We start from the raw sequence: 13,760 nt of genomic DNA on the forward strand, positions 1-13,760 counted from the left end.
AGGAATATCCTGAAGATTGCCGGGTGGCGCTGCGCTTACCCGGCCTACGCATCCTGTAGGCCTGATAAGCCGTTTACCCCCGCACAGAAACCGTAGGCCTGATAAGCGAAGCGCCATCAGGCGTTTACACCCTCACAGAAAGCAGTGCCTTCAGCTCCGGCACGCAGGAGCCGCAGTTGGTGCCGCAGCGCAATTTCGCCCCCAGCGCCGCCGCCGAGTCGCATCCTCCTGCAATGGCCTCGCGGATAGCGTTTTCGCCGACGCTAAAGCAGCTACAGATGATGCGCCCCGGATCGCTGCGCTCGCCAGGGTCCTGCCCGTCAAGCAGGGCGTGACGCTCCGCCAGCGCGACCGGCGCGGTGCAAAAGGCCGCTTCGATAACGCTGTGCGCCAGCGCCGGTACCCCGGTGTTTTGCCAGAATCCCAGCATCAATGCCCCGTCATGCCAGGCCAGGAGGCTGCTGCGCTCGCCCGTCTGCGCGATTTGCAGCTGCCAGCCCTGCCCGGCGCAGTGTGCCAGCAGCCACTCCAACAGCGGCTTGTCCCCCGCCAGAGTCAGGCGCGTCACCCCGTTTGCCGCTTTGCGCCACCAGTGGACGTACGTCGGCAGGGTCAGTTCCTCCCGGCTGTAAAGCTCCCCCTGCCAGGCGGGCTGCCACGGCATCAGCCGCACCGCGGTCTGTTTGCTCTCCGGCTGGCCGGAGTGGGGATCGCAGCGCCCTTCAACCAGGGCATTTACTTTGCCCTGGCGCGAAAAACAGCTGTTCCAGTGCATCGGGACAAACAGCTCCCCGGGGCGCTGCCCATCGTTTATCCGCGCCCGGGCCACCATCAACCCGCGCGGGGCGCTGATGCGCGCCAGTTGTCCGTCGCGCAATCCCAGCCGGGCGGCATCCTGCGGCGAGATCTCTACCGTCGGTTCATCGCGGTGCTGCATCAGGCGCGGCACGTAGCCGGTGCGGGTCATGGTGTGCCACTGATCGCGCACGCGTCCGCTGTTGAGGGTAAAGGGATAGAGCAGATTCGGCGTAGCGCCGTGCGGCTGCGGGTTGACCGGCACCTGCTGCGCACGGGTGAGTGCTTCCCGGTTGATCGGCCACTGCCAGGGCGTCAGCCCATCCCACTCTTCGCGGGTCAGCGGTGCCAGCGCCGCGAGATTGAGCATCCGTTCGCCGTCGTTTTCAAAAGCCGTCAGCGCGGCGTGTTCGGCAAAGATGGCGTGAGGATGATCCCAGGCGAAGGCCGCGCCATGGCCCAGTTTCTCAGCAATACGGGCGATGATCCACCAGTCGGGTTTCGCCTCGCCGGGCGCGGGCAGAAAAGCGCGCTGGCGGGAGATGCGCCGTTCGGAGTTGGTCACCGTCCCCTCTTTCTCCCCCCAGCCGAGCGCCGGAAAACGAATGTGGGCGAAGCGGCTGGTGTCGGTGTCGCGCATCACCTCGGAGACCATCACCAGCGGGCAGGCCGCCAGCGCCTGACAGACCGCATGGCTGTCCGGGAGCGACACCGCCGGGTTAGTACCCATGATCCACACCGCCTTCACTTCACCGCGGGCAATGGCCTCAAACAGCTCCACCGCCATCAGTCCCGGCGTCTGCGCCAGCCGCTCCGTCCCCCAGAAGCGCGCCACGCGGCTCAAATCGTCCGGCGTGAAGTTCATGTGCGCCGCCAGCTGATTCGCCAGCCCGCCCACCTCGCGCCCGCCCATCGCATTGGGCTGACCGGTCAGCGAAAAGGGTCCGCAGCCTTCACGCCCAATTTTTCCGCTCGCCAGATGGACGTTGATAATGGCATTGCACTTGTCGCTGCCGCTGGTGGACTGGTTGATCCCCATGGTGTAGAGCGTCACTGCGCGCGGGGCGGCGATAAACCAGGTGTAAAAGGTGGCGACCTCGTCGGGCGGCAGGCCGCAAAATTCGGCCACCCGCTCAGGTGGCCAGTCGCTGGCCTGGCCGGGGTCGACCGCGTTGAGCAGCCCCACGAACAGCCCGGCGTCGCTGCCCGGCGTCAGGGCCAGATGCAGATCGGCAATATCACAGGTTGCGGTACGCCGCGGGTCGATCACCACCACCTTCATCGTCGGGTTATCAATCTTCGCCTGCGCCAGGCGCTGATAGAGCACCGGGTGCGTCCAGGCGGCGTTAGATCCCACCAGCACCACCAGTTCGGTCTGCTCGATGTCTTCGTAGCTGCACGGGACAATGTCTTCGCCAAAGGCGCGCTTGTAGCCCACCACCGCCGAGGACATGCAGAGCCGGGAGTTGGTGTCGATATTGGCCGCGCCGATAAAGCCTTTCATCAGCTTGTTGGCGGCGTAGTAATCCTCGGTCAGCAGTTGGCCGGAGGCATAAAAGGCCACCGCCTGCGGCCCATGTTTTTCAATAATCTCCCCCAGCCGTGCACCCGCGGTATCCAGCGCCTGCTCCCAGCTCACCGGCTGGTTGTCCACCTCCGGGTGCAGTAGTCGACCCGCTAAGCCGGTGGTCTCCCCCAACGCCGAGCCTTTGACGCACAGCCGTCCGAAGTTGGCCGGATGGCTGTCGTCACCGCGCACGCTCACCTCGCCGTTTTCGACGCGGGCGATCACGCCGCAGCCCACGCCGCAGTAAGGACAGGTCGTTTGGGTTTCCGTCATGAGGCCTCCGCGCGCATCACCAGCTCTTCACTGCCCACCTGCACCCGGTCGCCATCGACTCTGACTGGCCAGGCGCGCACCGCCACTTCCCCGGTTTCAACATGGCGCCCGTCGCGCAGGCGGATCCGCGTTTTATACAGGGGCGAGATCACCACCGGCTCGCCTCCGGCATCCCCGAGAATGCCGCGTGACAATACGCTGGCGCTGCCGCCCGGCTCGCGATCCTCCAGGGCATAAATCGCCTTGCCGAAGCGGAACAGCGCAATGGACTGCGTACCCAGACGGGCACCAATGCCGGCCTGTTCCGGGATCTCGTCCAGAGTACAGATATCCTGCCAGCGTTTTGCGGATGCTGGCGCGGCGTTGAGGGTGCGGAACTGCGCCAGGCGGCCCGGGTCCTGCAAAGTGGTCTGCCATTCGCATTGATAGGTATCTACCACCCGCTGCATCTCCTGCTCCAGCTCGGCGGCAATACCCAGGCTGTCGTCAATGATCACCTCGCGCAGGTACTCCAGCCCGCCCTCGAGGTTATCCCGCCAGGTGCTGGTGCGCTGCAGACGATCGGCGGTGCGGATATAGAACATCAGGAAGCGGTCGACGTAGCGCAGGAGCGTGGCGTCATCGAGATCGCTGGCAAACAGATCCGCGTGGCGGGGCTTCATGCCACCGTTGCCGCAGAGATAGAGGTTCCAGCCCTTGTCGGTGGCGATCACCCCCACATCCTTGCTCTGGGCTTCGGCGCACTCGCGGGTGCAGCCGGAAACGGCCATCTTGATCTTGTGCGGGGCGCGCAACCCCTTGTAACGGTTCTCCAGCGTCACCGCCAGCCCGGTCGAGTCCTGCACGCCGTAGCGGCACCAGGTGGAGCCGACGCAGGATTTCACCGTGCGCAGGGATTTGCCGTAAGCATGGCCGGTTTCAAACCCGGCGTCGATCAGCTGCTGCCAGATCTCCGGGAGCTGTTCCAGCCGGGCGCCAAACAGGTCGATACGCTGTCCGCCGGTGATTTTGCTGTAGAGCTGGTAGCGTTTGGCGATCTGCCCGATGGCGATCAGCCCGTCGGCGGTCACTTCGCCAGCGGCCATGCGCGGCACAATGGAGTAGGTGCCATCTTTCTGGATATTGGCAAAGTAGCGGTCGTTGGTGTCCTGCAGCGGCAGGTGGGCCGGTTTCAGCAGGTATTCGTTCCAGCATGAGGCCAGCACCGATCCCACCAGCGGCTTACAGATCTCACACCCATGCCCCTGGCCGTAGCGGCTGATGAGCTGTTCAAAGGTGTGAATGCGGTTGACGCGTACCAGGTGGTAGATCTCTTGCCGCGAGTACGCGAAATGCTCGCAGATGTCCTTTTTCACCTCCACGCCCTGGGCCGCCAGCTGGAACTCCATCACCTGTTTTACCAGGGCGCTACAGCCGCCGCAGCCGGTAGCCGCTTTGGTGCACTGTTTTACCGCCCCAATGTCGGTGGCACCGTTGCTGACCGCCTGGCAGATGTCGCCTTTGCTGACGTTGTGGCAAGAGCAGATCTGCGCGCTCTCCGGCAGAGCCGCCACGCCCAGCGCTTTCGGGGCGCTGCCCGCCACCGCAGGCAGGATCAGGGTTTCCGGATCGTTGGGCAGGCGGATGTCGTTGAGCATCATCTGCACCAGGGTCGCGTATTCGCTGGCATCCCCCACCAGCACCCCGCCAAGCAGGGTTTTATTGTCGGCGCTGACCACGATCTTCTTATAGATCTGCTGCGGGCCGTGGGTCCACTGGTAGCTCTGCGCCCCTGCGGTGCGGCCATGGGCATCGCCGAACGACGCGACATCTACGCCTAACAGTTTCAGCTTGGTGCTCATATCCGCACCCATAAACGCGTTCTCTTCTCCCGCCAGCGCGGCGGAGGCCACCCGCGCCATCTGGTAGCCAGGCGCCACCAGACCGTAGATTTTTCCCTCCCAGAGGGCGCATTCGCCGATAGCAAAAACATCGCTATCCGAGGTGCGGCACTGGTTGTCGATGGCAATCCCCCCGCGTTCGCCCAGCACCAGGCCACAACTCCGGGCCAGCGCATCCTGCGGGCGGATCCCGGCGGAGAAGACCACCATGTCGGTCGCCAGCTCGCTGCCGTCGGCGAAGCGCAGTACCATCCCGCTGTCGGTTTCTGCGATTTCGGTGGTGGCCTTACTGGTATGCACCCCCACGCCGAGGGCTTCAATTTTACGGCGCAGCATGGCGGCGCCGTCGTTATCGAGCTGCACCGCCATCAGGTTCGGGGCAAACTCCACCACGTGCGTATCCAGCCCAAGCTGTTTCAGGGCGTTGGCCGCCTCCAGCCCCAGCAGGCCGCCGCCAATCACCACCCCGGTGCGCGAATTTTTTGCATGGGCGGCGATGTTATCCAGATCGTCGAGAGTACGGTAGACAAAACAGCCCGGCAGATCCCGGCCCGGCACCGGCGGCACAAACGGGTATGAACCGGTGGCCAGCACCAGCTTGTCCCAGTGGGTTTCGTGCCCTGCTCCCGTGCGAATCACCCGGGCGTCACGATCGATGGCGACCACCGGCTGGGAGAGGCGCAGCTCAATGCCGTTATCGGCAAAGAAATCTCCGGCCACCATCGACAGCGAGTCGGCGCTGCGTCCGGCAAAATATTCCGACAGATGGACGCGATCGTAGGCGGCATAGCGCTCTTCGCCGAAGACCACAATCTGATACTGCTGATGCAAACCGCGATTGACGCAGTCTTCAAGAAAATGGTGGCCGACCATACCGTGCCCAACCACAACCAGAGTAGGTTTTGTCATAGCGTTCTGTCCTGCAACCTGCGGCTGCGTAGTGAATCGATCGAACAGCCAGTCCGCCTGAGCGGGTTCTGACGTAGCCAGTAAATCGGTGAGGGTGGCCGCGCTGCGACACTCCCCCATCAGCAGCACGCCTGCCAGCGTGCCGTTGCGAACCAGTAGACGGCGGTAGTGGCGGGTCAGCGGGTCCCAGCTGGTCCACACCGCATCTTTTTCCTGCGCGATAACCTCGCCAGCGCTGAACAGCTCAATACCGGTCACCTTCAGGCGCATGCCGTTTTGCGTGGGGGTAAAGGGTGCGACGTACTCCCCCGCGAGACGGGCGGCGAGGATCTCCGCCTGGGCGAGGCACGGCGCCACCAGCCCCCAGGTCTCGCCGTTTAATTCACAGCATTCGCCGATGGCGCTGATGCCCTCCATTGCAGTGCGCATCTGGTTATCCACCAGGATCCCCCGGCCGCAGGGCACACCACTGGCCTGCGCCAGGGCGATATAGGGCAACACGCCCGTCGCCAGTACCACCCGGGTGGCGGCCAGGGTGCGCCCGTCGCTGAGGGTGACGCTGTCCGGGGCGATCTGCGACAACCCGGCGTTCAGTTCACAGCCGATACCCCGCTCGCAAAGCGCCTGCTCCAGCAGCAGACCCGCCTGCTGATCGAGCTGCTGCTCCATCAGCCACGGACCGCGATGGACTAACGTGACGTTGTCACCATGCTGTCTTAACGCTGCGGCGGCTTCCACGCCGAGTACGCCGCCCCCCAGCACCACCGCCGGGCCGGGCGTCGCCAGAATAGCGGCCACATCCTCCAGAGTGCGAAAGGTAAAGACGTGGGGCAGATGGCTGCCAGGGATCGGCGGCACGAACGGCTGGGAACCGGTGGCAAAGACCAGTTCATCCCATACGAGCTGTCGGCTGTCGGTACGCAGCGTTCGGGCGCTGATATCCACTGCCCGCACCCGCTCGCCGCACACCACGGTGATGCCGCGCGTCCGATACCAGCTCTCATCGTGAAGCTGTGTCGCCGCCGCCTCTTTCTCGCCCCCCAGCACCGGCGAAAGCTGTATGCGGTTGTAGGCGTGTACGCGCTCCTCGCCGATGAGGGTGATCTCAAAGCGGCCTGGCGCGCGCTCGGTCAATGACTCAACCAGCCGCGTTGCCGCCAGTCCGTTTCCAATGATGACCAGGCGCATGGTTATGCTCCTCAGGCCGCTTTCGGCTGTTTTTCATAGAGGAAGTGCAGGATCTGCTGGCGCATATGGTGATAGCGGCTATCCTCCGCCAGCTGCACCCGGTTGCGCGGACGCGGCAGGTCGACACGCAAAATCTCGCCTACCGTTGCCGCCGGGCCGTTGGTCATCATCAGCACCCGATCCGAGAGCAGCACCGCTTCGTCCACGTCGTGGGTGATCAGCACGATGGTGGTGTTCAGCTCCTGCTGAATGTGCATCACCGAATCCTGCAGATGGGCGCGGGTCAGGGCATCCAGCGCGCCGAACGGCTCATCCATCAGCAGCACTTTTGGCTTCATCGCCAGGGCGCGGGCAATCCCCACCCGTTGTTTCATGCCGCCGGAGATCTCCCCCGGCCGCTTGTGGATGGCGTGCCCCATCTGCACCCGCTCGAGGTTGTGTTCGATCCACTCCCGCCGCTCGGCTTTGCTCATGCTGCGGCGGAAGACCTGATCCACCGCCAGCGCTACGTTGTCAAAACAGGTGAGCCACGGCAGCAGGGAGTGGTTCTGGAACACCACCGCCCGCTCCGGCCCTGGCCCGGCGATCTCGCGGTTATCGCAGAGAAGCCCGCCTTCTGTCGGCAACGTGATGCCGGCGATCAGGTTCAGCAGCGTCGATTTGCCGCAGCCGGAGTGACCAATCAGGCTGATGGTCTCCCCTTCGTGAATATCAAAAGAGACGTTCTGCAACGCCAGGAACTCGCCGCTGGCGGTGGAAAAACGCTGGCTGACGGCCTGGACCTGAATGAGAGGTTTCATCATGTGCTCCTTATTTTTCCTGCCAGCTGAAACGGCGGGCGATCAGCATCAGCCCCTGCTCCAGCAGCAAACCCACCACGCCGATAATGACGATGGCGATGAGAATGTTTTCAACGTTGAGGTTGTTCCACTCGTTCCAGATCCAGAAGCCGATCCCCAAGCCCCCGGTGAGCATCTCGGCGGCGACAATCACCAGCCACGCGATGCCGATGGAGAGCCGCACCCCGGTGAGTACCGCAGGCAGCACGGCCGGGAAGAGAATGCGGCGCATCACCGTCCACTCGGAGAGCTGCAGCACCCGCGCCACGTTGAGGTAATCTTCCGGAATGCGGCGCACCCCTTCGGCGGTATTGATGACCATCGGCCAGATCGAGCAGATAAAAATGGTCCAGCTGGAAGCAGGCTCCGCCTTCTGGAACAGCAGCAGGCCGATGGGCAGCCAGGCCAGCGGGCTGACCGGGCGCAGCAGCGCAATCAGCGGGGTGAACATGCGGGACATAAAGGTAAACCGGCCAATCATAAAGCCCAGCGGGATGCCGACGATCGCTGCCAGGCCAAAGCCGATAGCGACACGCTGCAACGAGGCCAGCACGTTCCAGCCCACCCCCATATCATTGGGGCCATCTCGGTAGAACGGATCGGCAAATAGCGTGATGGCCGAGTCCAGGGTGCTGAGCGGCGTCGGGAACCCTTTGCTGTTGATAGCCGCCAGCTGCCAGGCGATCACCAGCAACCCCAGGCCAAGCAGCGCCGGAATGATGCGCTGGAGCAGATCGTTGGTCCGGCGGGCAAACCCCGGAGTGCGGCGGCGGACCTGCACCGGCGGCAGGGCGATCACTTCCCCGCTGACCGGCTCGGCGGGTACGGCGGGTGCGGCTTTAATGTTGACGTTTTTCATATCAGGCCCCTGTACGGTGAATGGCGAAACGGTTGGCGTAACCCTTCGGATCGGTGCCGTCCCAGACGGTGCCGTCCATTAAGGTGCTGGTGCGCAGCGGCGATGAAGGTGCGCGAATCCCGCCCACGGCAGTGGCGGCATCCTGCCAGATGTCGGTGCGGTTGATGCGCTGGGCGATAGCGGCGTAATCCGGGTCGGTTTTCAGTAGTCCCCAGCGGCGGAACTGGGTCAGGAACCACATTCCGTCGGAGTGCCACGGGTAGCTCACCGCCCCCTCCTCAAAGAAGCGGATCGGGTTGGCATCCTGCCAGCGGTTGCCGGTTCCGCTGTCGTATTCGCCCAGCATCCGGCCCGTGAGGTACTGCTCTTTGGTGTTGAGCCAGGCGCGCCGGGCCAGCAGCTGCGCGGTCTCCTCTTTGTTCTGCGGTGAGGCGTCGATCCAGCGCTGGGCCTCCAGCAGCGCGCTGACCAGCGCCCGGGCAGTGTTCGGGTATTGCTCTACCCACTCGTGGCGGGTGCCGAGCACTTTTTCCGGGTGTTCCGGCCAGATGGACTGGGAGGTGGCGGCGGTAAAGCCGATGCGATCGTTAATGGCGCGGGCGTTCCACGGCTCGCCGACGCAGAAGCCGACCATGTTGCCGATGCGCATGTTCATCACCATCTGCGGCGGCGGCACCACCACGGTGCGCACGTCGTCGAAGGGGTTGATGCCTGCGCTCGCCAGCCAGTAGTAGAGCCACATGGCGTGGGTGCCGGTGGGAAAAGTGTGGGCGAAGGTGTAGGTGCCCGGTGCTTCCCGGGCGATGAGCTTCTTCAGCCCCTCGACGTCGCGCACACCCTGCTGAGCCAGATCGCTCGACAGGGTGATCGCCTGCCCGTTCCGGTTGAGGGTCATCAGGTTGGCCATCGGTTTGGCTTTACCGGCGATCCCCAGCTCCAGGCCGTACAGCAGGCCATAGAGAATATGCGCCGCGTCCAGCTCCCCAGCCACCAGCTTGTCGCGTACCGCCGCCCAGCTCGCCTCTTTGCTCGGCACCAGGGTGAAGCCATATTTCTTATCGAACCCTTTCCAGGCCGCGATCGCCAGCGGCGCGCAGTCGGTCAGGGGGATAAAGCCGACGCGCACCGTGTCCAGCTCCGGTTTATCGGAGCCCGCGGCCCATGCGCCCTGCATCAATCCCGGCAACATCAGCGCCCCGCCCGCCAGCGCACTGGCCTGTAAAAAACGCCGTCTTGTCCATTCCACCATGCTCACTCCTGAAAAAATGGCAAAAAAAAGCGCCCGGCAGTGCCGAAGCACCGCAGGACGCCTTTATCCTCAAGAACGACACACCGCCGTTGGCGCGTCGTTAAAATTGTTATGTTGATTAATGCAAGGGTGATGCCAGGTTTTAAGTGCTTAAAGGACGGGGCTTTTCTGCATTCCGACAGCGAGAACGCACCTCAACCATGCAAGCGTTGCCCATCCGGGGTGCATTTACGGCTGCCACAGGGCTTTGACCGTCAGCAACGCGCGGGCGATATCTACCATCCGTTGATTTTTATCCATCGCCATCTTGCGCAGCTGGCACCAGGCCTGCTCCTCACTCATCTGCTGATGGGTCATTAACACGCTTTTGGCCTTGTCGATCACCTTGCGCTCCTCCAGCGTGTCGCGCATCGAGGCCAGCTGGCGGGAGAGCTGCTCAATCTCCTGCGCCTGCTGGCGCACCAGCGGCAGCAGCGGTTTTTGTGGATAGAGGGCCAGCGGCTCTTCCGTCTGCGGCTCTGCACGCGGCTCGTCGTCAGCCCGGCTAATCAGCGCCTCCACCGCCAGCATCAGATCGGCAATCTGCATCTCTTCCAGGGTGCGCAGATGTTCGAGGCGTTCGGTTTGCAGCGAGAACCAGTGCAGCGCCAGCACTCCCTGATCCGCGGCGGGTTGCCGGGTGCAGGCCAGCCGCCGCAACTGTTCGACCTCCGCCCCCGGTACGCTGAGATTGAAAGGATCGTGCAGGCTGGGAGGGGTCAGGGAGAGAAAGACCTCGAAACAGGTTTGCTGGCCGTCGATTCTGTCTACCAGCGTCTGGCGCATCTCATCGCTGAAAAAGCCCTGGGTAAAGCCAATCGCTCCCAGGGCCCGCTCCTGCCCCACCAGCTCTTTGCCCTGCATCAGACTGTAGAGCGCGACAAATCTGCCCGCGATTTGCGGGTCATCAATGCTGTCATTGAGTTGCGGCACAATACTGAGCAGGTTTCGCAGCATACGGCTATAACGCTCCATCGCCGCCGTAGCGGGCAGCGCGCAAGCCGTAATCGTCTCACGCAGCGCGGGAAGCTGCTCCAGACTTTGCAGGGCGTTGGCCACCCGCTCGCACAGGGCACCGCTGGCCATCACCGGCGAGCCGAGCGCCTGGTGCAGCGCCTGCACATGCTCGTCGACCAGCGCGCGGCTGGCTTTACACTCCAGGGCATAGAGCGCCCCTTCGGAACAGAGCCAGATGTTGGAGGCGCCCCGCTCGCACTGTAGCATATGCACAAGATGGCTGATCCGGCTCACCAGCGTACCCAGCTGTGCCAGTTTGCACAGCTGCTGTTTACGCAGCAGCCTGGCCTGCTGGAACCATTCCGTGGCGCCGGGTGGACGGCCTGTGTTTATCGTCATGCTTATTCTCCCGGGTCAGTGTCTGCCGAAGAGAGAAGCAATTTTCATGCCTTTTCATTATTCAGGAGTCAACATGCAGAAGATTGTGATTGTCGCTAACGGTGCGGCCTATGGCAGCGAATCGCTGTTCAACAGCCTGCGACTGGCGATTGCCTTACGCGAGCAGGAGAGTGACCTGGATCTGCGCCTGTTTTTGATGTCCGACGCGGTCACTGCCGGACTACGTGGGCAAAAACCGGCGGAGGGCTATAACATTCAGCAGATGCTGGAGATCCTGACGGCGCAAAACGTGCCGGTGAAGTTGTGCAAAACCTGCGCCGATGGCCGCGGTATCAGCGCCCTGCCGCTGATCGACGGGGTGGAGATTGGTACCCTGGTGGAGCTGGCGCAGTGGACGCTATCCGCGGATAAACTATTAACTTTCTAATAATGCATTAACAAAAATATTTTTTTCTTATGAGCGCGGTTCCAGCTTCAAGTTTGCCTGCCCGATGCCGATAGGCTTTTTACAACAACACAGCAGGTATTTCATTATGTTCAGGTCAATTCGCGCTCGTATTATTGCGGCGACGGTCGGATGTCTGATCGCCGCGCTTTTACTGAATACCGTGATTAATTTCCAGGTCACGCGTCAGGATAATCAACAGTCCCAACGTTCGATACTGGCCAGCACCAGCGCCAGCCACAGCATGGCGATTGCCGACTGGGTCAGCAGCAAGACGCTGGTGATCAACTCCCTGCAGAACGTCGTCCTGAGCGACGATCCGGTACCAATGTTTAAACAGCTGGCGCAGGCGGGCGGGTTTATCAACGTCTATGCCGGCTACGCCAGCAAAACCGCGAAGTTTTCCAATCCTGAAGGGGTTCCTGCCGACTACGATCCAACGGTGCGTCCGTGGTATCAGCAGGCGGTGAGAGAGGATCGCGCCGTCGTCACCGCCCCGTATGTGGATACCGGCACCAAAAAGCTGGTGGTCACTTTCGCCGTGCCGGTGAAAGAGAACGGCGAGCTGAAAGCGGTGCTGGCGGGCGATGTGGCGATGGACAGCGTGATCGCCAACGTGCGCGGCATCCATCCGACACCAGCCAGCAGCGGGCTGCTGGTTGACAGCGAGGGTTCGGTCATCGCCGCCAGCGATCCCGAGCTGACCTTAAAGCCTTTTAAAGCGGTCATCAGCGGCGTCGATCTGGCTGCGCTGAAGAATGGCAACAGCGCCGAGGGGGAGTACAACGGCGTGGCGAAAACCTTCTCCGCAACCCCGATTGCCGGTACCCAGTGGCAGCTGATTGTCGCGCTTGACAGCGATGATGCGACGACAGGTATGCGCACTCTGCTGAAAGCCTCCTCCCTGTCGCTGGTTGTGCTGGTGCTGCTCAGCGCGGTGGTTGTGCATTTCGTGATAGCCCGCCTGCTGAAGCGCCTGTCGGATATTCGCGATGCGATGCACGCCATTGCCAACGGCACCAACGATCTCTCCCAGCGTCTGCCGGAGAAAGGTGACGATGAAGTGGCGCAGATCGCCCATGCTTTTAACGCCTTCAGCGATAAACTCGCGGTGGTGATGGTGCAGTTGCGCGACGCCAGCGCCTCGGTGAAGAACGCCGCCCAGGAGATTGCCGCCGGGAACCAGGATCTCTCTGGCCGCACCGAGCGGGCCGCCTCCAGCCTGCGTGAAACCGCCAGCGCCGTGGAGCAGATCACCGCCTCCGTGGCGCAGTCCACCGAATCTGCCGCCGTGGCGAACGCGCAGGCGGGCAAAGCTGCTGAGGCCGCGACGCGGGGCGGCAACGTGGTGTCGCAGGCGATCACCACCATGCAATCCATCGAAGCCGCCTCGACCAAAATTGGCGACATCACCAGCGTGATTGACGGCATTGCTTTCCAGACCAATATTCTGGCGCTGAACGCCTCGGTTGAAGCGGCGCGTGCCGGTGAGCAAGGGCGCGGCTTTGCCGTGGTGGCGGGCGAAGTGCGTAATCTCGCCAGCCGCAGCGCCCAGGCGGCAAAAGAGATCAAAAGCCTGATCGACTCCACCACCGACAGCGTGGCGACCGGTTCGCGCTATGTGCATCTTGCCGGGCAGAGCATGAATGAGATCGTCACCAGCATTGGCAGCATGTCGGGGATTATGCGGGAGATCACCGTGGCAACCAGCGAGCAGATGAAAGGCATTCAGGAGATTAACCGCGCGGTGCTCAATCTGGACAGCATGGTGCAGCAGAACGCCGAACTGGTGGTGCAGTCGGCTGCCGCCGCCAGCGCCCTGCAGGGTCAGGCAGGCGACCTCGCTGAAACCGCCGGTCATTTCCGCATTTAATGTTAATCCGCTGCCTGAATGCCGCGTAAAGCGATGTCCGCTGCGCGCTTTCAGGCATTTTGTCATTTTTGTTTAAGGCTTATGCCATTTTTTGATCAAAATCAGCACTCCGATCCTTCCCCTTTGGTGTTATGCCATGAGTGAATTGTGAACAACATCACGCTCAGGATTAGCCGCAAGGAGAGCGTTGTTTCCGGATACGGGGTAAAAAAATGGCACTGGTAAAAGCAAGTCTGAAGTTGTTTGGCGGGGATACGGTAGTGGTGCGCTGCTCAGAACGTTGTCATATTCATCTGATGAGTAACAAAGCGCCACGTAAAACGCAGGCAGATATTTTAAGCGTACAGAACAGGGACAACGCCTGGCTGACGGTGCCCTATACCGGAACCTGGGAGGTGCTCATCGACAGCCACAGCCAGTCGCTTGAGCACTCCATCAGCTACGTTGCAGCATGATCATTCTTCGCCCGGTGGCGCAATGTCACCGGG

The 13,760-nt window shown here is 62.4% G+C and carries 9 protein-coding genes; 3 read left to right on the top strand and 6 right to left on the bottom strand.

Features of this window, described 5'->3' with window-relative positions; genetic code table 11:
* Nucleotides 1-124: 124 nt before the first annotated feature.
* The 6 genes from GNG26_RS13070 to nasR all read right to left on the bottom strand — a co-directional run bounded on the left by GNG26_RS13070 (nucleotide 125) and on the right by nasR (nucleotide 10,954).
* Nucleotides 125-2,635, bottom strand: a complete 2,511-nt coding sequence (locus GNG26_RS13070) for a nitrate reductase (RefSeq protein ID WP_156239045.1) — start codon at nucleotides 2,633-2,635, stop codon at nucleotides 125-127.
* Nucleotides 2,632-6,612 carry a nitrite reductase large subunit NirB gene (gene nirB, locus GNG26_RS13075; RefSeq protein WP_156239046.1) on the bottom strand — a complete coding sequence of 1,327 codons (3,981 nt, stop codon included), beginning with the start codon at nucleotides 6,610-6,612 and terminating at the stop codon, nucleotides 2,632-2,634. The genes GNG26_RS13070 and nirB overlap by 4 nt, the downstream gene beginning before the upstream one ends.
* Nucleotides 6,613-6,623: 11 nt before the next feature.
* Nucleotides 6,624-7,412 (bottom strand): ABC transporter ATP-binding protein, encoded by a 789-nt coding sequence (locus tag GNG26_RS13080; RefSeq protein ID WP_156240190.1) that lies wholly within the window; start codon nucleotides 7,410-7,412, stop codon nucleotides 6,624-6,626.
* A gap of 10 nt (nucleotides 7,413-7,422) precedes the next feature.
* A complete protein-coding gene (gene ntrB, locus GNG26_RS13085) occupies nucleotides 7,423-8,310 on the bottom strand; it encodes a nitrate ABC transporter permease (RefSeq protein ID WP_156239047.1) in 888 nt (295 codons plus the stop codon).
* Nucleotide 8,311: 1 nt separating this feature from the next.
* A complete protein-coding gene (locus GNG26_RS13090) occupies nucleotides 8,312-9,559 on the bottom strand; it encodes a CmpA/NrtA family ABC transporter substrate-binding protein (RefSeq protein WP_114386513.1) in 1,248 nt (415 codons plus the stop codon).
* Between the two features lie 228 nt (nucleotides 9,560-9,787).
* Entirely contained in the window at nucleotides 9,788-10,954 is a 1,167-nt protein-coding gene (gene nasR / locus GNG26_RS13095; RefSeq protein ID WP_156239048.1) for a nitrate regulatory protein NasR, read from the bottom strand.
* A 73-nt stretch (nucleotides 10,955-11,027) separates the two neighbouring features.
* Between nasR and ychN the strand changes: the two genes are divergently transcribed.
* The 3 genes from ychN (at nucleotide 11,028) to GNG26_RS13110 (ending at nucleotide 13,727) form a co-directional block, all read left to right on the top strand.
* Nucleotides 11,028-11,381 (top strand): DsrE/F sulfur relay family protein YchN, encoded by a 354-nt coding sequence (ychN, locus tag GNG26_RS13100; protein WP_103179941.1) that lies wholly within the window; start codon nucleotides 11,028-11,030, stop codon nucleotides 11,379-11,381.
* Nucleotides 11,382-11,487: 106 nt separating this feature from the next.
* Nucleotides 11,488-13,272, top strand: coding sequence for a methyl-accepting chemotaxis protein (locus GNG26_RS13105; RefSeq protein ID WP_114386509.1), 1,785 nt, complete (start codon nucleotides 11,488-11,490; stop codon nucleotides 13,270-13,272).
* A gap of 212 nt (nucleotides 13,273-13,484) precedes the next feature.
* Nucleotides 13,485-13,727 carry a DUF1883 domain-containing protein gene (locus tag GNG26_RS13110; protein ID WP_156239049.1) on the top strand — a complete coding sequence of 81 codons (243 nt, stop codon included), beginning with the start codon at nucleotides 13,485-13,487 and terminating at the stop codon, nucleotides 13,725-13,727.
* The last annotated feature ends 33 nt before the right edge of the window (nucleotides 13,728-13,760 follow it).

This window comes from Leclercia sp. J807, from assembly GCF_009734465.1.
Lineage (GTDB): Bacteria > Pseudomonadota > Gammaproteobacteria > Enterobacterales > Enterobacteriaceae > Enterobacter.

Coding starts and splice junctions, on each gene's coding strand:
- GNG26_RS13070 (WP_156239045.1), bottom strand. CDS start 2,635: ATGACGGAAACCCAAACGACCTGTCCTTACTGCGGCGTGGGCTGCGGC.
- nirB (WP_156239046.1), bottom strand. CDS start 6,612: ATGCGCCTGGTCATCATTGGAAACGGACTGGCGGCAACGCGGCTGGTT.
- GNG26_RS13080 (WP_156240190.1), bottom strand. CDS start 7,412: ATGAAACCTCTCATTCAGGTCCAGGCCGTCAGCCAGCGTTTTTCCACC.
- ntrB (WP_156239047.1), bottom strand. CDS start 8,310: ATGAAAAACGTCAACATTAAAGCCGCACCCGCCGTACCCGCCGAGCCG.
- GNG26_RS13090 (WP_114386513.1), bottom strand. CDS start 9,559: ATGGTGGAATGGACAAGACGGCGTTTTTTACAGGCCAGTGCGCTGGCG.
- nasR (WP_156239048.1), bottom strand. CDS start 10,954: ATGACGATAAACACAGGCCGTCCACCCGGCGCCACGGAATGGTTCCAG.
- ychN (WP_103179941.1), top strand. CDS start 11,028: ATGCAGAAGATTGTGATTGTCGCTAACGGTGCGGCCTATGGCAGCGAA.
- GNG26_RS13105 (WP_114386509.1), top strand. CDS start 11,488: ATGTTCAGGTCAATTCGCGCTCGTATTATTGCGGCGACGGTCGGATGT.
- GNG26_RS13110 (WP_156239049.1), top strand. CDS start 13,485: ATGGCACTGGTAAAAGCAAGTCTGAAGTTGTTTGGCGGGGATACGGTA.